Source organism: Pseudomonas sp. MT92 (assembly GCF_058792515.1).
The window spans coordinates 187,854-205,627 of the sequence record NZ_JBXAFA010000003.1 but is presented as its reverse complement, the minus strand read 5'-3'; the positions used below and the strand labels follow the sequence as shown (position 1 = coordinate 205,627).

15 protein-coding genes are annotated in these 17,774 nt (G+C 61.9%); 9 read left to right on the top strand and 6 right to left on the bottom strand.

Annotated elements, in window-relative coordinates:
• Positions 1-3 precede the first annotated feature (3 nt).
• Together AC1Q6D_RS06800 and AC1Q6D_RS06795 are read left to right on the top strand one after the other, a co-directional pair.
• Entirely contained in the window at positions 4-666 is a 663-nt protein-coding gene (locus AC1Q6D_RS06800) for a response regulator (protein WP_103404257.1), read from the top strand.
• On the top strand, positions 663-2,048 hold the full coding sequence (locus AC1Q6D_RS06795; protein WP_103404256.1) for an ATP-binding protein: 1,386 nt from the start codon (positions 663-665) through the stop codon (positions 2,046-2,048). Before AC1Q6D_RS06800 ends, AC1Q6D_RS06795 begins: the two co-directional genes overlap by 4 nt.
• Positions 2,049-2,068: 20 nt before the next feature.
• Here AC1Q6D_RS06795 and AC1Q6D_RS06790 read toward each other — a convergent pair whose 3' ends face one another.
• Positions 2,069-2,965: a LysR family transcriptional regulator gene (locus AC1Q6D_RS06790; protein WP_103404255.1), complete on the bottom strand. Its 897-nt coding sequence runs from the start codon at positions 2,963-2,965 to the stop codon at positions 2,069-2,071.
• Between the two features lie 118 nt (positions 2,966-3,083).
• Here AC1Q6D_RS06790 and AC1Q6D_RS06785 point away from each other — a divergent pair, with 118 nt between their 5' ends.
• Both AC1Q6D_RS06785 and AC1Q6D_RS06780 read left to right on the top strand, forming a co-directional pair.
• On the top strand, positions 3,084-4,730 hold the full coding sequence (locus AC1Q6D_RS06785) for a GMC family oxidoreductase (protein WP_103404254.1): 1,647 nt from the start codon (positions 3,084-3,086) through the stop codon (positions 4,728-4,730).
• Positions 4,731-4,836: 106 nt separating this feature from the next.
• Positions 4,837-6,459, top strand: a complete 1,623-nt coding sequence (locus tag AC1Q6D_RS06780) for an MFS transporter (RefSeq protein ID WP_103404253.1) — start codon at positions 4,837-4,839, stop codon at positions 6,457-6,459.
• Between the two features lie 59 nt (positions 6,460-6,518).
• Here the strand turns inward: AC1Q6D_RS06780 and AC1Q6D_RS06775 are convergent, their stop codons facing one another.
• Positions 6,519-6,887 carry a DUF427 domain-containing protein gene (locus AC1Q6D_RS06775; RefSeq protein ID WP_090468789.1) on the bottom strand — a complete coding sequence of 123 codons (369 nt, stop codon included), beginning with the start codon at positions 6,885-6,887 and terminating at the stop codon, positions 6,519-6,521.
• Between the two features lie 258 nt (positions 6,888-7,145).
• Here AC1Q6D_RS06775 and AC1Q6D_RS06770 point away from each other — a divergent pair, with 258 nt between their 5' ends.
• Positions 7,146-9,086, top strand: a complete 1,941-nt coding sequence (locus tag AC1Q6D_RS06770) for a DNA topoisomerase III (RefSeq protein ID WP_103404314.1) — start codon at positions 7,146-7,148, stop codon at positions 9,084-9,086.
• 80 nt (positions 9,087-9,166) lie between these two features.
• Here AC1Q6D_RS06770 and AC1Q6D_RS06765 read toward each other — a convergent pair whose 3' ends face one another.
• Positions 9,167-9,940 (bottom strand): IclR family transcriptional regulator domain-containing protein, encoded by a 774-nt coding sequence (locus AC1Q6D_RS06765; protein WP_103404252.1) that lies wholly within the window; start codon positions 9,938-9,940, stop codon positions 9,167-9,169.
• Positions 9,941-10,086: 146 nt separating this feature from the next.
• On the opposite strand from AC1Q6D_RS06765, the gene AC1Q6D_RS06760 reads away from it, so the two are divergent.
• From AC1Q6D_RS06760 to AC1Q6D_RS06745, 4 genes are read left to right on the top strand one after another with little or no spacing between them, the layout of a single operon-like run.
• Entirely contained in the window at positions 10,087-10,905 is an 819-nt protein-coding gene (locus tag AC1Q6D_RS06760; protein WP_103404251.1) for a shikimate dehydrogenase family protein, read from the top strand.
• Positions 10,906-10,938: 33 nt separating this feature from the next.
• Complete coding sequence (locus AC1Q6D_RS06755; RefSeq protein ID WP_103404250.1) at positions 10,939-12,717, top strand: FAD-dependent oxidoreductase; 1,779 nt, start codon at positions 10,939-10,941, stop codon at positions 12,715-12,717.
• Complete coding sequence (locus tag AC1Q6D_RS06750; protein ID WP_103404249.1) at positions 12,686-13,006, top strand: NIPSNAP family protein; 321 nt, start codon at positions 12,686-12,688, stop codon at positions 13,004-13,006. The genes AC1Q6D_RS06755 and AC1Q6D_RS06750 overlap by 32 nt, the downstream gene beginning before the upstream one ends.
• A 59-nt stretch (positions 13,007-13,065) precedes the next feature.
• Positions 13,066-14,772, top strand: coding sequence for an FAD-dependent oxidoreductase (locus AC1Q6D_RS06745; RefSeq protein ID WP_103404248.1), 1,707 nt, complete (start codon positions 13,066-13,068; stop codon positions 14,770-14,772).
• A gap of 204 nt (positions 14,773-14,976) precedes the next feature.
• On the opposite strand, the gene AC1Q6D_RS06740 is transcribed toward AC1Q6D_RS06745, so the two are convergent.
• From AC1Q6D_RS06740 to choX, 3 genes are all read right to left on the bottom strand, one after another.
• The gene (locus tag AC1Q6D_RS06740; RefSeq protein ID WP_103404247.1) at positions 14,977-15,561 is read right to left on the bottom strand and encodes an HD domain-containing protein; all 585 of its coding nucleotides are present in this window, start codon (positions 15,559-15,561) and stop codon (positions 14,977-14,979) included.
• A gap of 1 nt (position 15,562) precedes the next feature.
• Positions 15,563-16,690 (bottom strand): TauD/TfdA family dioxygenase, encoded by a 1,128-nt coding sequence (locus AC1Q6D_RS06735; protein WP_158249387.1) that lies wholly within the window; start codon positions 16,688-16,690, stop codon positions 15,563-15,565.
• A gap of 105 nt (positions 16,691-16,795) precedes the next feature.
• Positions 16,796-17,740, bottom strand: coding sequence for a choline ABC transporter substrate-binding protein (gene choX, locus AC1Q6D_RS06730; protein WP_103404245.1), 945 nt, complete (start codon positions 17,738-17,740; stop codon positions 16,796-16,798).
• Between the last annotated feature and the right edge of the window lie 34 nt (positions 17,741-17,774).

The following is a 17,774-nucleotide window of genomic DNA, read 5'->3' as shown; positions in this document are numbered from 1 at the left end:
CGTGTGCGCTTACTACTGGTTGAAGATGACGTGGCTCTGGGCGAAGGCATCCATCAGGCCCTGAGCCGTGAGGGCTACACGGTCGATTGGTTGCAGGACGGCAACAGCGCCTTGCATGCGTTGCTCAGTGAATCCTTCGATCTGGCGGTCCTCGACCTTGGCCTGCCGCGCATGGACGGCCTCGACGTGCTGCGACGGCTGCGCGACAGCGGCTCCAACCTGCCGGTGCTGATCCTCACGGCCCGCGATGCCACCGAGGACCGCATCGCCGGGCTGGATGCCGGGGCCGACGATTACCTGATCAAACCCTTCGACCTGGCCGAGTTCAAGGCCCGCCTGCGGGCCTTGTTGCGGCGCAGCGCCGGCCGCGCGCAGATGCTGATCGAACACGCCGGCATCAGCCTGAACCCCGGCACCCAGCAAGTCAGCTATAACGGCGAGCCGGTCGCCCTGACGCCCAAGGAATATCAACTGCTGCACGAACTGCTCTCGCCACCCGGCCGGGTGATCACCCGCGATCATCTGATGCAATTGCTGTACGGCTGGAACGAAGAAGCCGAAAGCAACACCCTGGAAGTGCACATCCATCACCTGCGCAAGAAGTTCTCCACCGATCTGATCCGCACCATACGTGGGGTCGGTTACTTGGTGGAGGAGCGTCGATGACTTCGATCCGGCGTCGCACCCTGACGCTGATCATTGGCCTGATGCTCACCGGTCTCGCCGTGATCAGCGTGCTCAACCTGCATGACAGCAACCATGAAATTGCCGAGGTCTATGACGCTCAACTGGCCCAGAACGCCCGGATGCTGCAGGGCGTGATGCGCATGCCGCTGGCCAGCAAGCAACACGCCGAGCTGTATCAGGCGTTCAACCAGGCCCTGAGCGAAGCGGAGCCAAAGGTCGATGGCCATCCCTATGAAACCAAAATCGCCTTCCAGGTCTGGAACCGCAAGGGCGAGGTGTTGGTGCACACCGTCAGCGCCCCCTCATTCACCGCGCCGCCCGCCACGCCGGGCTTCAGCGACGTGGTGGACCTGAACAACCGCCACTGGCGCGCCTTCCTGCTCGAAGACAAACAGAATGAGCTGCGGATCTGGGTCGGTGAGCGCGACGACGTACGCGCGGATCTGGTGGATCGCATCGTGCGTCACACCCTGTGGCCGAACATATTGGGTAGCCTGGTGCTCGCGGCGATGGTCTGGATGGCCATTGGCTGGGGCCTCAAGCCCCTGGCCGACATGGCAGAGACCCTGCGGGCACGCCACAGTGGCTCGCTCGAGCCTTTGCACCTGACGCCCCTGCCGAGCGAACTCGAACCGATGCAGGCGGCACTCAACCGCATGCTGGCACAGATTCAGGAAGTGCTCGGCCGAGAGCGGCGCTTCATTGCCGATGCCGCCCATGAAATGCGCACGCCCCTCGCAGTCTTGCGGGTGCACGCGCAGAACCTGATGGAGGCCGGCACCGAAGAGGAGCGCCACGAGTCCCTGGCGTTCCTGATCGCCGGCGTCGATCGCACCAGCCGCCTGGTCAACCAGCTGTTGACCATGGCCCGCCTCGAACCCAAGAACCAGACGCCGGCACTGCACGCTATCGACCTGACCGAAACCGTCCGTGACAGCCTGGTCCAGCTCACACCCTGGCTTCTGAGCAAACATCTGGAACTGGCCTTCGACGCCAGTGACCGCCCCTGCAAGGTCTTCGCCGACGCCGCCACCCTCGACATCGCGCTGAACAACCTGATCACCAATGCCGCGAACTTCTCCCCCGAGCACGGCGTTATTACCGTGCAGTTGAGTCAGGCCGATGGTTTCTACGCGCTGAGTGTCCTGGATCAGGGACCGGGTATCGACGAAGCGGATCGCGCACGTGTGTTCGAACGCTTCTACAGTCGTGGTAACGCCCAAGGCGCGGGACTGGGGCTGACAATCGTCAACACCATTGCCCATCGACTGGGTGGACGCATCACCCTGGTCAACCGACCTGAAGGCGGGTTGCAGGCAACCCTGACGATTCCGGATGCCCGGCCAATCAGTACTGCCTAGCGTCCCCTTGGGAGCCGTCCCTAGAGGGGGCTGGGGCCGAGCAACAAGCCCTGTTCCCGTTCACACAATTGCACCACGTAGTCCCACAACACGCGCAACCGCACGGATTTGTGCAGCTCGCGGCGGGTGCTGATCCAGTAGCTGCGCTGGATGCTCTCCTCCGGCAGTAACGGCACCAGTCCGGGATCGGCGCTGGCCATGTAACACGGCAGCACCGCGATCCCCAGGCCCGCGCGCGCGGCCTGTTGCTGGGCGATGACGCTGGTGCTGTGGAACACCACCCGCGGGTTGCGGCAGAAGCTGTTGAGGAACATCAGTTCCTGGCTGAACAGCAAATCGTCGACGTAACCGATCCACGCATGCCGGCCCAGGTCTTCGCGGCTACGCAGCGCCGGCGAACGGTCGAGGTACTCCTGGCTGGCGTAAAGCGCCAGGCGATAGTCGGTGAGTTTGCGGGTGACCAGCATGTCGGCGGCCGGTCGTTCGAGGTGGATGCTGATTTCCGCCTCGCGGTTGAGGATGCTGACGAAACGGGGCACCGCCACCAGTTCCACCTCCAGCCCCGGATAGCGTTCGAACAGGCCATTCATGCGGCTGGCCAGGAACATGATGCCCAGTCCTTCCGTGACCCCGACCCGGATCTTGCCCAAGGGCGCCGTGGATTGGGTGATTTCCTCCTGGGCCAGCAGCGCGACGTTCTCCATGGCTTCGGCGTGCTTGAGCAGCGCCTCGCCGGCCGGTGTCAGCTCGTAACCCTGGGCATGCTGAACGAACAGCGCGGTGCCGAGGCTTTTTTCGATGGCCTCGATGTGCCGCGCGACGGTGGCGTGGGTCGTGTTCAAGCGTCGGGCTGCGGTCAACAAACGTCCGCTGCGCTGTAATTCGAGAAAAAACCGCAAGTCATTCCAGTCGAACATGAATCGTCCTTGTTTACAGGTGTTTAAAAACGCACAGCAGCTGCGTAAAAACTAACATTCTTTTGACGAAAGCTAACAACTAGGATGGATCAACAAGAACAACAACATGAGGTCAGGGATGCAGACTTCCCTTGATGAGTACGACTACATCGTGGTCGGGGCCGGCCCGGCCGGTTGTTTGCTGGCCAATCGGCTGTCGGCCAACCCGCAACACCGCGTACTGCTGCTCGAAGCCGGCGGTCGCGATAACTATGCGTGGATTCACATCCCGGTGGGTTACCTGTTCTGCATCGGCAACCCGCGCACCGACTGGTGCTTCAAGACCGAAGCCCAACCCGGCCTGCAAGGCCGAGCCCTGAGCTATCCACGCGGCAAAGTGCTCGGTGGCTGCTCCTCGATCAACGGCATGATCTACATGCGCGGCCAGGCGGGCGACTACGACAGCTGGGCTGCCGAGGGCAATCCGGGCTGGCGCTGGCAAGACGTCCTGCCGCTGTTCAAGAAAAGCGAAAGCCACTTTGCCGGCGACTCGGCGTTTCACAGTGGTGCCGGTGAGTGGCGGGTCGAACGCCAGCGCCTGTCGTGGCCGATTCTCGATGCCTTCCGCAGTGCCGCCGAGCAAAGCGGCATCGCCAGCATCGATGACTTCAACCAGGGCGACAACGAAGGCTGCGGCTACTTTCAGGTCAATCAAAAGGCCGGGGTCCGCTGGAACGCGGCCAAGGCGTTTCTCAAGCCCATCCGCCATCGCCCCAACCTGACCGTGCTGACCGGCGTCGAAGTCGACCGCGTGCTGTTGGACAATGGCCGCGCTGCAGCGGTCGTCGCTCGCTGGCAGGATCAGGCCAGGACCTTCAAGGCTCGCAAGGAAATCGTCCTGAGCGCCGGTTCGGTCGGCTCGCCGAGCATCCTGCAGCGTTCCGGGATCGGCCCTCGCCCACTCCTACAACGGCTGGGCATCGGCGTCGCGCATGAACTGGCCGGCGTCGGCGGCAACCTGCAGGATCACCTGCAATTGCGCCTGATCTACAAACTGGAAAATGCCCGCACCCTGAACCAGATCGCCGGCAGCCTGTGGGGCAAGATGGGCATGGGCCTGCGCTATCTGTATGACCGCAGCGGCCCGCTGTCCATGGCGCCCAGTCAGCTCGGCGCGTTCGCTCGTTCGGGGCCGGAACAGACCTCGGCGAACCTGGAATATCACGTGCAACCGCTGTCGCTGGAGCGCTTCGGTGAACCGCTGCACGCCTTCCCCGCCTTCACCGCATCGGTCTGCGACCTGCGCCCGCAGAGTCGCGGCCGGGTGGAAATCCGCTCCGCCAACCCGCAGGACGCGCCACTGATTCAACCCAACTACCTGAGCCATCCGGAGGATTTGCGCGTCGCGGCCGACGCCATTCGCCTGACCCGGCGCATCGTTGCCGCACCGGCCTTGAAGGCCTTCAAACCGGTGGAATACCTGCCCGGCGACCGCCTGCAAAGCGAAGAAGAGCTGCACGAAGCCGCCGCCCGGATCGGCACCACGATTTTCCACCCGGTCGGCACTTGCCGCATGGGCAATGACACGCACGCAGTGGTCGATGCCGAACTGCGCGTGCACGGCATCCCCGGCCTGCGCATCGCCGACGCCTCGATCATGCCGCGCATCACCTCGGGCAATACCTGTTCGCCCACGCTGATGATCGCCGAGAAAGCGGCACAACTGATCCTCAACCCCCACACAAGGAGCATCACCGAGACAAAGGAACGGGTCACACACCCGTGAACCCTGCACAAACGCGTACATCCGATACATCGAAGTAGCGGCGCCCGCCCACAAAGCCGGCGTCGACAGTGGAACAACAAAAACAATCACTGTGAGGGATACCGATATGTCAGAACACGTTCAGCCCCTGGAGAGCCTACGCAGCGTGCGTACCAGCCAGGACACCCAGAAAGTCATCTTCGCCTCTTCGCTCGGGACAGTCTTCGAGTGGTATGACTTTTTCCTCTACGGCGCCCTCGCGGCGGTGATCAGCAAGCAGTTCTTCGCCGGGGTCAACGACACCACGGCGTTCATCTTTGCCCTGATGGCCTTCGCCGCCGGCTTCATCGTGAGGCCGTTCGGCGCCCTGGTGTTCGGTCGGTTGGGGGACATGATCGGACGCAAGTACACCTTCCTCGCCACCATCGTCCTCATGGGCCTGGCGACCTTCTGCGTCGGGCTGCTACCGAACTACGCGAGCATCGGCATCGCCGCGCCGATCATCCTCGTGGCGCTGCGCATGCTTCAGGGCCTGGCCCTGGGCGGCGAGTACGGCGGCGCCGCGACCTACGTCGCAGAGCACGCGCCCATCGGCAAACGCGGCTTCCACACCAGCTGGATTCAGTCCACCGCGACCCTTGGCCTGCTGTTGTCGCTGCTGGTGGTGCTCGGTTGCCGTTACTTCACGGGCGATCAGTTCGAAGTCTGGGGCTGGCGCATCCCGTTCCTGTTCTCGATCATCCTGCTGGGCATCTCGACCTGGATTCGCCTGAGCCTGCACGAGTCGCCGGCCTTCGTGAAAATGAAAGAGGAAGGCAAGCTCTGCAAGTCGCCGATCCGCGACTCCTTCGGCAAATGGGAAAACCTCAAGGTCGTGCTCATCGCCCTGTTCAGCATCAACGCCGGGCAAGCCGTGACCTTCTACGCCGCGCAGTTCTATGTGCTGTTCTTCCTCACCCAGTTCTTGAAAATGGACCCTGCCGTCGCCAACGGCCTGCTGATTGTCAGCGTGACCCTTGGTGCGCCGTTCTTCATCTTCTTCGGCTGGCTGTCGGACAAGGTCGGGCGCAAACCGGTGCTGATGATCGGCCTGCTGCTGGCCACCGCGCTGTACTTCCCGATCTTCAAGACCCTGGCCCATTACGCCAATCCGGCCATCGACCAGGCCAGCCGTCAGGCACCGATCACCGTGCTGGCCGACCCGGCCACCTGCACCTTTCAGTTCGACCCAGTGGGCAAGGCCAAATTCGACAGCCCGTGCGACAAGGTCAAAACCTTCCTGGTCAAACAGGGCTTGCCCTATACCAGCGCCGTGGCGCCGGCCGGCAGCACTGTGCAGGTCAGCGTTGGCGACGTGAAGATCGACGGGTTTGACGAAGCGGCATTGCGCGGCGCCGTCACCCTCGCCGGGTATCCGCAGCAAGCCGACATGCAACAAATCAACAAACCGATGATCGTCGCGCTGATTGTCGCTCTGATCATCATTTCCGCGATGTGCTACGGGCCGCTGGCGGCGCTGATGGTGGAGCTGTTCCCGACGCGCATCCGCTACACCTCGATGTCCCTGCCCTACCACATCGGCAACGGCTGGTTCGGCGGCTTCCTGCCGACGGTGTCGTTCGCGTTGGTGGTGTACACCGGGGACATTTTCTACGGGCTCTGGTACCCGGTGGTGATCACCGGCGTCAGCCTGGTGGTGGGGTTGATCTGTTTGCGCGAGACCCGCAACGTCGACCTGCACAAAAATTAAGGGAAGACCGTAACTAACGGTAGGAGCGAGCAGGCTCGCTCCTACCGGTATTGCGAACATCACTCGTCGAGTTCGACCACCTCAAATGTCACCTGGTCCGGATAGAACGCCACATACCCGCGAATCTGCTCCACCGACACCTTGGGGTTTTCGTAACTCCATACCGCATTAGCCCCTTCGTGCCCCGGCACCTGCAAACTGAAATAGCTGGCATCGCCCTTGTAAGGGCAATAGCTGGTGTGATCGGTGCGGGCGTAATACTGCTCGTCGATGTCCTCTCGCGGCACGTAATACACCGGCGGATAATTGGCCTCCAGCAGCACCAGGGCGCGCGAAGACGCGGCCACCTGGATACCGTGGAACTTCACCAGCAGACAGCCGGGTTGCTCGGCGATGGTGATGACAGGACTGGGACCGGTGCTTTTCATGGAGTTCGTTCCTCATGACGATGATTGACCCTGGGGGGGCGTGGCTTGCCCGCGACGGGCTGCCCGGCAGCCCCATGACCTGAGACCACGATCTATCAGGTATAACCCAAATTCCGCACTCACGGCCGCCTTGCAGCCGAACGGATCAGGCAAACCATTGCAACGCAAAACTGTACATCCATACAGATAAAGATTGCCCCCGCGTCCATCTCCCGCCATTCTGTGCACCTCTCCGGGCACTGATCGAAGATGGTGGTTATGCGGCTGTACCTCTGTGAAAAACCTTCCCAGGCCAAAGACATTGCGGCTGTGCTCGGTGCCAGGCGCCGTGGCGATGGCTGCTGGCTGGGAACGGACGTCACGGTGACCTGGTGCATCGGCCATCTGCTGGAAACCGCGCCGCCGGATGCCTACGACGCACGCTACAAGCGCTGGGTGCTGGCGGACCTGCCGATCATTCCGGACAAATGGAAAATGACCGTCAAACCGCGCACGGCCAGTCAGTACAAGGCCGTCAAACGCCTGCTCGGCGAAGCCGACGAACTGATCATCGCCACCGACGCCGACCGCGAAGGCGAGATGATCGCCCGGGAACTGGTGGAGCATTGCCGTTATCGCGGGCCGATCCGCCGCTTATGGCTGTCGGCGCTGGACGACGCCTCGATCCGCAAGGCCCTCGCCGCCCTCAAGCCGGGCGCCGAAACCTTCAGCCTTTACCATTCGGCGCTGGGGCGTTCCCGGGCCGACTGGCTGATCGGCATGAACATGAGCCGGCTGTTCACCCTGCTCGGCCGCCAGTCCGGCTATCAGGGCGTGTTGCCGGTCGGGCGCGTGCAAACACCGACGCTGCGTCTGGTGGTGGATCGCGACCGCAGCATCGCCAACTTCGTACCGGTCGCCTACTGGGCCATCGATGTCCAGCTGCTGCATGACGGCACCGCGTTCACCGCGCAATGGCGGGCGGCCAGCGAGGTTTGCGACGATCAGGATCGCTGCCTGAACCAGGCGCTGGCCCAACGAGCGGCCGCTGCGATGACCGGTGCAGCGAGCGCCCGGGTGATCAAGCTGCGCACCGAACGCATGCGCGAGGTGGCGCCGCTGCCGTTCGACCTGGGCACCTTGCAGGAAGTCTGTTCGAAGAAGCTCGGGCTTGGCGCCCAGGAAACCCTCGACATCGCCCAGGCGCTCTATGAAACCCATAAAGTCATCACCTACCCGCGCAGTGACTGCGGCTATTTGCCCCTCAGTCAGCACAGCGAAGCGCCGGGTATCCTGGCGGCGCTGCGTCAGGCCGACCCCGCGCTGAACGCCTTGCACGACCACCTTGAGCCCCAGCGGCGCTCACGGGCCTGGAACGATGCCAAGGTCAGCGCGCACCACGGCATCATCCCCACCGCCGCCGCGAAGAACCTCGAAAAACTGGCGGGCAAACAACGCGCGGTCTACACCCTGATCCGCGCACGCTACCTCGCCCAATTCCTGCCCAATCACGAATACGACCGGACCCAGGCCGACTTCGACTGCGCCGGTGAAGCCTTGCGTGCCGTTGGCAAGCAGATCGTCGAACCCGGCTGGAAACGTGCGTTGCCCGAAGCCCTTGCCCCGGCCAGGGGCCGTGAAGCACCGGCCCCGCAAACACTGCCCAACCTCAAGGAAGGCATTGATTGCGCAGTGGCCAACGTGCAGCTCAAGGACCTGTGGACGCAACCGCCCAAGCCGTTCACCGAAGGCGATCTGATCAAGGCGATGAAGAACGTGGCCAAACTGGTGGAAGATCCGCTGCTCAAGCAAAAACTCAAGGACACCACCGGCATCGGCACCGAAGCGACCCGCGCCTCGATCATCCAGGGCCTGCTCGACCGTGGGTACCTGGTCAAGAACGGCAAGGCGCTGGCTGCCACCCCCGCCGCTTTCAGCCTGATCGACGCAGTCCCGCGGGCGATTGCCGATCCGGGCACCACGGCCATCTGGGAACAGGCGCTGGACATGGTGCAAAGCGGCGAAATGAGCCTTGAAGAATTCGTCACCAAACAAGCCGCCTGGATGAGCAAGCAGGTCAGCCGTTGTGCCGGCCTGAGCCTGACCATCAGCGGTCCGGCCAGCCCCGCCGGACGTGGCGCAACACCGTGGAAAAACAAGCGCAAGCCGGCCAAGCGTAAAGCAACGGCGGGCAGCAAGCGGACAGCAAAACCGGCGTGACAGCGCCGTTGTTCATGGGATTTGACGATCACCGGGATCCCGCCGTTGTAAGGGTGTTCACTTGAGCAAGCGGCGCACGCTCAGAGTGTCATGATCGGCCGCAGCAGTGCCTGCCCTTCGTAGAGCGCCGACAGATAACGCTCGCGCATGTCCTCGATGGTCATGCGCGACGCGTGCGTGGTGAGTGTGAGCGTCGCCTGCAACCGCCCTTCCCGATCGATCAACGGCACGCTCAAAACCCGCATGCCCACTTCATATTCCTGATCCACCAGGACGTAACCCCGCTCTGCGGCCAAGGCTATTTCGCTGCGGATCTGCGCTTCGTCGGTCAGGGTGTAAGGCGTGACGGCCCGTGGCCGATTGCGCGCGAAATAGGCGGCAAGCGCCTCTTCGGCAAGGCTCGCCAGCCACAGCCGACCGCTGCCGGTGCAATACATCGGTACCCTCGAACCCGGGCGAATCGACATCGAAGTGATGTGGCTGTAGCGGCTGCGCACCACATGCACAATGTCATCGCCGTCACGCACGCCTACCGACACATGTTCCTGAGTGGTTCGCGCCACCTGCTCGACGATGGGCCGCAGCATGCGCGGCAATACCGCTGAATCGACATAGGCCTGGCCGATACGCAAGGTCTTGGCGGTCAGCCAGTAATAGCGGCCGTCGGTTTGCGCAAAGTCGTCATGCACCAGCGTCAGCAGAAAACGCCGGGCGGCGCTCTGGGTCATGTCGGCCATGCGCGCCACTTCCGGCACGCTCAAGCGCGGATGCTCCTGGGAAAACAGCTGCAACAGCGCCAGGCCTTTTTGCAGGCCGACGATCAAATCCCGCGAATGGATGGTGGGCTGTTTCATCGACTCGGACTCTTTATCACGCAAAGACTGCGGTTATCGCACTGTCATTGCGATTATCAACGTATTCGCCCCAGGCTTTGATTGTTCGTCTTGTGGCCCGCTTGCAGTATCGGCCCCACAACACAGCCAATAAGCGGGTACATCTCATGATTCAGGGTTCGACTGAATTGGTCGCCATCGTCGGCTCACCGATCGCCCAGGTGAAATCGCCGGAAAACTTCAATCGCTGGTTCGCCGACCACCAGCAAAACGTTGCGATGCTGGCCATCGACCTCGCACCGACCGCCTTGCAGAACTTCATCCAGACCCTGCGCGGCTGGCAAAACATGCGCGGTTGCGTGGTGACCGTCCCTTACAAACAACTGTTGGCCAGCCGCCTGGACAGCCTCAGCGAACGCTCGGCAGCCCTGCGTTCGGTCAATGTGATCCGCCGCGAGGCCGACGGGCGGCTGGTGGGCGATATCGTCGACGGCGAAGGCTTTCTCAATGCCGCGCGCAAACACGCGTTCAATCCCAAGGACAAGCAGGCGCTGGTGATCGGCACGGGCGGCGTCGGCAGCGCGATCGCCTATTCGTTGTGCCAGGCCGGCGTCAGCCACCTGGTCATCAGCGACCTGAGCCAGGAGCGCGTCGAAGTGCTGGGCGAGCTGTTGCGCAGCGCCTTCCCGGAGATTGTGATCAGCGCCAATCCGCTGACACTGAAGCACTTTGATCTGGTGGTGAACGCTTCACCGGTTGGCATGGGCGCTGCCACCGATGACGGCCCGATGCCATTGCCGAGTGCGCTGATGGAAACCTTGAGCGCCACCGCTCTGGTGGCTGATGTCGTGACTTCGCCGCAGGTCACGCCCTTTCTCGCCTGCGCCCGACGCATGGGCTGCACGATTCAGACCGGGCCGGAAATGGCCCTGGCGCAACTGGGCAACCTCGGTCATTTCATGGGCGTGACGCCGCTGGAAATCTGAACATCCAGCCACGTCCTCAACAGGCAATAGACAATGAACACTACGACTTCCCTGCCCGCTGCCAACGCCGACCTGACCTATGACGTGATTGTCCTGGGCAGCGGCGCGGCCGGTTTCGCCGCCGCCGTGACGGCCAGTTGCCGGGGCCTCAAGGTCTTGCTGGTGGAAAAGACCGAGGCATTTGGCGGTACGTCGGCGATTTCCGGTGGCGCGGTCTGGCTGCACGATACCGATCAGGCCCGGGCCGCCGGGCATCACCTGCCCGCCGAGCAGATGCGCCGTTACCTCAAGGAGGTCATCGGCGCCGGCTACAACCCGGAACTGATCGACGCCTTTATCGAACAGGGTCGCGAAGCCCTGCACTACCTGGAAACCCACAGCGAACTGAGTTACAGCCTGCGGCCGCTGTCGCCCGACTATTACCCCGACCTGCCCGGTGGCACACAAACCGGCCGAGCGCTGGAAATCGACGAATACGACGGGCGTCGGCTGGGCGAGCATTTCAAGCACCTGAAACGGCCACCGGACGGCATGCTGCTGTTCGGCGGCATGATGGTCAATCGTGTCGATATCCAACACTTCCTCAGTTTCAAGCGCTCGGCAAAATCCCTCTGGCACTGTCTCAAACTGATGGGGCGCTACGCCGTCGACCGGCTCAGCCATCCACGCGGCACCCGCCTGACCGTGGGCAATGCCTTGATCGCGCGCCTGGCCAGCACCGCCTTCGCCAATGGCGTCGACCTCTGGCTGCAAGCGTCGGCGGAGTCGTTGATCGTTGAACAGGGAACGGTCAAGGGCGTGCGAATTGCCTGGCGCGACGCGACCCGTGTGGTGTGGGCGCGCGGCGGCGTCGTGTTGGCCACGGGTGGTTTTGCCGCTGGCGACCAGGCCGCCGGGCAGCGGCCGGCCACCGACTCGGAGCACTGGACCATGTCACCGCCGGCCAACGTCGGTGACGGACATCGCCTGGCCGCGTCGGTCAACGCGGCCATCGGCGACCACCTCTCGGCGAACTTCTTCTGGGCGCCGGTCTCGGTGCTGCACAAGGCCGACGGCAGCGTCGAACGCTTTCCGCACCTGGTCACCGACCGCGCCAAGCCGGGCGTGATCGCGGTCAACCGCGCCGGGCGCCGTTTCGTCAATGAGTCCGACTCCTACCACTGTTTCGTCGAAGGCATGTTCGCCAACGGCGGCGCCAATGCGCCCTGCTGGCTGATCTGCGACAGCGACGCCATGAACAACTACGGCATGGGACTGGCCCGTCCACGGCCGGTCGACAACAGCGCACTGATTGACGCCGGTTACCTGCTGCGCGCCGACAGCCTTGCCGAACTGGCCCGGATCGCCGGCATCGATGCGTCCGCCCTGGCGCAGACCCTGGCGCAATACAACGCCGATGCCGAACACGGTGTCGACCGCCAGTTCGGCAAGGGCAGCACGGCCTACAACCGGTACATGGGTGATCCGCTGCACCAGCCCAATCCGTGCCTCAAGCCGTTGCGCAAGGCGCCGTTCTACGCCGTCCGTTTGTTTACCGGCGACCTTGGCTCGGCCCGCGGGCTGGTCACCAACGGCAAGGCCAGGGTGCTGGATCGCAGCGGCGCACCGATTCCCGGCTTGTACGCCGCCGGCAACGAAATGAATTCGATCATGGACGGCACCTACCCCGGTCCCGGCATCACCCTGGGCCCCGGCATCACCTTCGGTTACCTCGCCGCCAGCGACATCGCCGGCCGGCTCGATCAACACCCCACACAACCATCCCGCACTGGAGAACAGCATGTATTACGAACTGCGCACCTACACGATTAAACCGACCAGGCTCGGCGACTGGCTGTCCCTGTACAAAAGCGCCGCACTGGCCGTCCAGCAAGAGCACCTGGGCAACCTGATCGGTTTCTTCACCACTGAAATCGGCGAAGCCAATCAAGTGGTGCACATCTGGGGCTACACCAGCCTTGACGATCGCATGGCCCGCCGCAACGCCATGGCGGCCGATCCGCGCTGGCAAGAGTTCGCACGACAGAACAAGGAGCTGGACGCCGTGGTGACCCTGGAATCACGACTGCTGCGCCCGACAGACTTCTCCCCCCTCCAGTAAACCCGGTCGCGCCGCTTCGATGTTCGAAGCGGCCCTCATCCTTTCTCGCGGTAATCCCCATGCACATCAGCAATCCCCTGCTTTGTGACGTTCTGGTCATTGGCTCCGGCGCCTCCGGCCTGGCGACGGCGGTGACCGCCGCTGAACTCGGTCTGGACGTCATCGTGGTGGAAAAAGAGCCGCAACTGGGCGGCACCAGCGCCTGGTCCGGCGGCTGGCTGTGGATCCCGCGCAATCCGCTGGCCATCGCCGACGGCATCGTCGAAGACCCTGAACAAGCGCGTATTTATCTGCGTCGGGAACTGCACAACGAAGCGCTCGACGCGCGTGTAGAGATGTTCCTCGAACAAGGGCCGAAGATGGTCGAATTTTTCCAGCGCCATACCGAGGTGCAGTTTTTCTCCGGCAGCAAGATGCCGGACTTTCACGCCAGCGAAGGCCACGCCAAAGGCGGGCGCTCGGTCTGCGCACAACCCTTCGACGGTCGTCGACTCGGGCCCTGGATCAACAAGCTGCGACGCCCGCTCGACCTCATCAGCCTGTATGGAATGGGCATCGCCGGCGGCACCGACCTCAATCATTTCCTCAATGCCCGGCGCTCGCCGTCTTCGCTGCTTTACAGCGCCAGGCGGGTGTTGCGTCATACCCGCGACCTGCTGCGGCATGGTCGAGGCATGCACCTGGTCAATGGCAATGCCCTGGTCGCCCGCCTGCTCAAAAGCGCAGTGGACCGCCAGGTGCGCCTGTTCACTGAAACCCCCGTGCGCACGCTGCTACGCGAGGGCGACCGGGTGGTGGGGGCGCGTGTTGAATCCGCAGGGCAACGGATCGATGTTCGCGCCCGGCGAGGTGTCGTGCTGGCTTGTGGTGGCTTCCCCCACGATCAGCGGCGCATCGCGCAGTTGTTCAAGCACGCGCCCAATGGCACCGAACATTTGAGCGCGGCGCCCAAGGGTAATACCGGTGACGGACTGCGCCTGGGCGAAAGCGTGGGTGGATGCGTTGCAACCGGATTGCCCCATGCCGCTGCGTGGGCACCGGTATCCCGAGTGCCACGGGAGGACGGTGGTTTCAGTGGTTTTCCCCATCTGATGGAACGGGCCAAACCCGGTTTCATCGCCGTGCGTCAGGATGGTCGGCGCTTCGTCAACGAGGCCGACTCCTACCACGACTATATGGGCGCGCTGTTCAACGCCTCAGGTGCGCAAGAACCCCCAGTGTCCTGGCTGATCTGCGATCACCGCGCCCAGCGCCGCTATGGTCTGGGCTGGTCGAAACCCTTTCCGTTTCCGACAGCGCCCTATGTGCGCCGCGGCTACCTGTTCAGAGCCGCGACCTTGAGTGAACTGGCACGCCAATGCGGTATCGACGCGCAACAACTCGAAGCCACCGTCAATGCCTTCAACCAGGGTGCAGAGCAAGGTCGAGACCTGCTGTTTCAGCGTGGAGCGTCGCTGTACAACAAAGCGCAGGGGGAAGCACTGCACGAGCCGAACCCGTCCCTGGGCAGCCTGCGCGAAGGGCCTTTCTATGCCGTGAAACTGGTCCCCGGCAGCCTCGGCACCTTCGCCGGCCTGAACACCGACGCCTGCGCCCGCGCCCTCGATGAACACGGCACGCCGATCCCGGGGCTGTTTGCCGTGGGCAATGACATGAACAGCATCATGAACGGGTACTACCCAAGCGGCGGCATCACCCTGGGGCCGGGCATGACGTTTGGGTACATCGCAGGAAAAACACTGGCCGGTCAGCCAGCGCAGGCGTAAGGCACCTCCGGCTTGTCGAGGCGGATATCCGAGGGACCAGCAACGGCCAAGGCTCTGGATGACAGCCTTAAAGGCTGGGTAGCGCTAGTGCGCCAGTTGGAGGGAGGGGTTCGAACACGCCCCACGGTCGTTCGATCAGCTCTGCCGCAGGTCGGGGCGCTTCATCAGCGCCCCGACGCAGGGTCACCAAGCCCTTGTGCGTCCTTAAGCAAGCGAATATTCCGTGCCCAGCACAGCTGGATCAAATGGTTTGCGGGCGAATATCCGCCTTACCATTGGCGTGAAGTGCGCCAGATCAGGGGTCGGATAGTCGGGATCGAATGAAGCCTGGTCCCACCGCTCGCAAAAATCGGCACACAGTTGAAAGCATGGATGATCCTTGTAGCGGTCTCTCTCGCTCCGGTCGCCACCGAAATGATGGGCGTAATAGAATTTCTGAAACAAACCATGATGATGAAGAACCCAGGCCACCTCGCCGCGTACATATGGCCGAATGATGGAAGCCGCGTATTGGGAGTGGTTGTAAGGGGCCAGATCATCACCTATGTCATGGATCAGCGCTCCCACAATCATGTCCTCATCGGCACCGTCTGCCTCGGCACGTGCAGCGGTTTGAAGCGAGTGTTCGAGACGGTTCACCTTGTAACCGCTCAACGTCGCGGCCAACCCTTGCAGAGCATTCAGAATCCGGTCGGCCAGGCCCTTGTTGAACTCGCTCTCCAGATGCTCAAGGAAATGATATTCCTCGGCAGTACCATCCTTCATGCGGATGAAATCGACCTGATCCATCTCAAGCGGCCTCTTCAGTTGATTGGTTTCGCTTACGAATTTCGCTCAAGCGCTCAAGCGGACCGTCCAGGTCGATATAGCAGCCTTGTAAGTGCCGATGCCCTTCCGTTGGATCGTAGCTGGTGCGGCCATGGAGAACTCGACTGTTGTCGAAAAGCATCAACTCCCCGGCTTGCAGTCGAAACTGGACTTCATAATCCGGGTGGTTGAACAACTCAGCGAGGCGCTTGCGGGCCTGGTGGAACGCTCTTGCATCGGCAGTGCTCAACAGCGGCAAGCTGTCCAACCGGGGGCTGTAGTGAACGCCGAGAGTTTGGCCAGCCTCATCGGTATTGATCATTGGACGCCGAGTGGTCAATTCGACCCCCTTATCTACAAATCGAAACCGCACCGGAGTGTTTCTGAGCAGCATGTAGCCCCTGAGGTCCTCGCGCATTAGCGCGTCAACAACCTTGACGCTGTCTACCAACGTTGACAACCCACCCGTGGTTTCATTGACCAGGCAGTGAAGTAGCTGGATGCCTGGGACCGGGTCGCGGTAGGGATTATCGGTGTGCGGCCCCAGACGCACACTGCGATAAGCCAGATCGTTCGCCTGGGGCTTTGAGTAGACCTCGAAATATTTGCCGAAATTGGTTTCTTTCACATACCCAAACTTACTGCCGACGTCTAATACCTGCTCCTGTGTATTGGGAACGTGTGTCAGCACGATATAGCCATATTTCAGATACGCCGTCAGTGCAGCTTCAAATGCCTGGTCACTGCTCAACGTACGCCAGTCATGCCGCACGAGGCGTTGATCCAGACCGCTGTCCCACGCCACGACAGAAGGGGTGTGATCGACATCGCGTATCTCTGCCAGAAGTAAATCCGTTAAATAGACAGCGCTGTGGCCATCGCTGAAGGAAATCTGTACTCGATCCTGTGTCAGCACCTCCACTGCGGTCAGTTGGATGTCCGGATCGATGAGGTGAGAATCAAACAGACGCTGCTGAGTGATCGTGTCCGTAGCGCTCGGGTCTTGGGTCTTTTCCCGGAGCCATAAGGCAGGGACGTCATACTCGCCCTGCCCAGTCGAGAATTTAACTGCCGGTGGCGTTCTTTGAATTTTCAGTTCGGTGGCTTGCATTTCGCAGATCCTGAGAGTGGAGGTGAAGCCATTCTTGGAAAAAACATGGCCAGTGGAAACGCCAGAAACTCGAATCCATGCCATGCATTTTTCTAATACAAAGCGTCAGATGCCAAAGTAAGCGCGAGATGCACTCATGGCATCTTTGCCATCAAAGGTCGTGATGCCGTCCAGCCATTTTTCCAGCCAGGCCGGATTCTTCTTAATCCACGCTTTCGCGAGCAACACGGGATCTTGTTTGTTCAAAACCCCCACCATGATTTCGCTTTCCATGTCGGTGTCGAAACGCATATTGCTGATGAGCTTCGCGGCGTTCGGACAACGTGCTGCATAATCAGGTGCGGTGACGGTGTAGACCGAGGCTGCACCATAGTTGGGACCAAACACCTCATCCCCATCGGATAGATAGGTCATCTTGAATTCAAGGTTCATTGGGTGCGGAGCCCAGCCCAGGAACACAATCGGCTTTTTACGGGCGATGGCACGCGAGACCTCCATCCGCATCGCAGCCTCACTGGACTCAACCAATGTGAAGCCGCCCAGGCCATAGAGGTTCTTCTCAATCATTTTTTTCAATGAAGAATTGCCTCCGCTTCCGGGCTCGATGCCGTAGATCTTGCCGCCCAGCCGATCCTTGAACTTCGCGAGATCCTGAAAGGAATGCAGCCCCTGTTCCGCCAAGTAGGCAGGAACCGCCAAGGTGTACTTGGCCCCGGTCATGTTTGGCGGCTGTTGCTTGAGAAGCTTCCCTTCATTGACCAGCGGCATGACCGTGGGGTCTAACGATGGGGACCAGTAATCAAGAAACGCATCCAATTTCCCTGCCTGGATCGAGGCGAGAGCGATTGGCACGGCGACCATGGTCTTGCCAGGGGAATAGCCCAGGGACTCCGCAACCGCCATGGTCACGCCATTATTGGCGGCGTTGTCCGCCCAACCCAAATCGGCTAATCGGATGGATTTGCACGGCGCGGCATCAGTCGCCGCAAAGGCGCCCAGCGATGTAACGGCCAGTCCAGAAAAAGCTAGATACAGCAAAGGCTTGCGCATGAAAACTCTCCGCATACCAGGTTAATCGACGGTG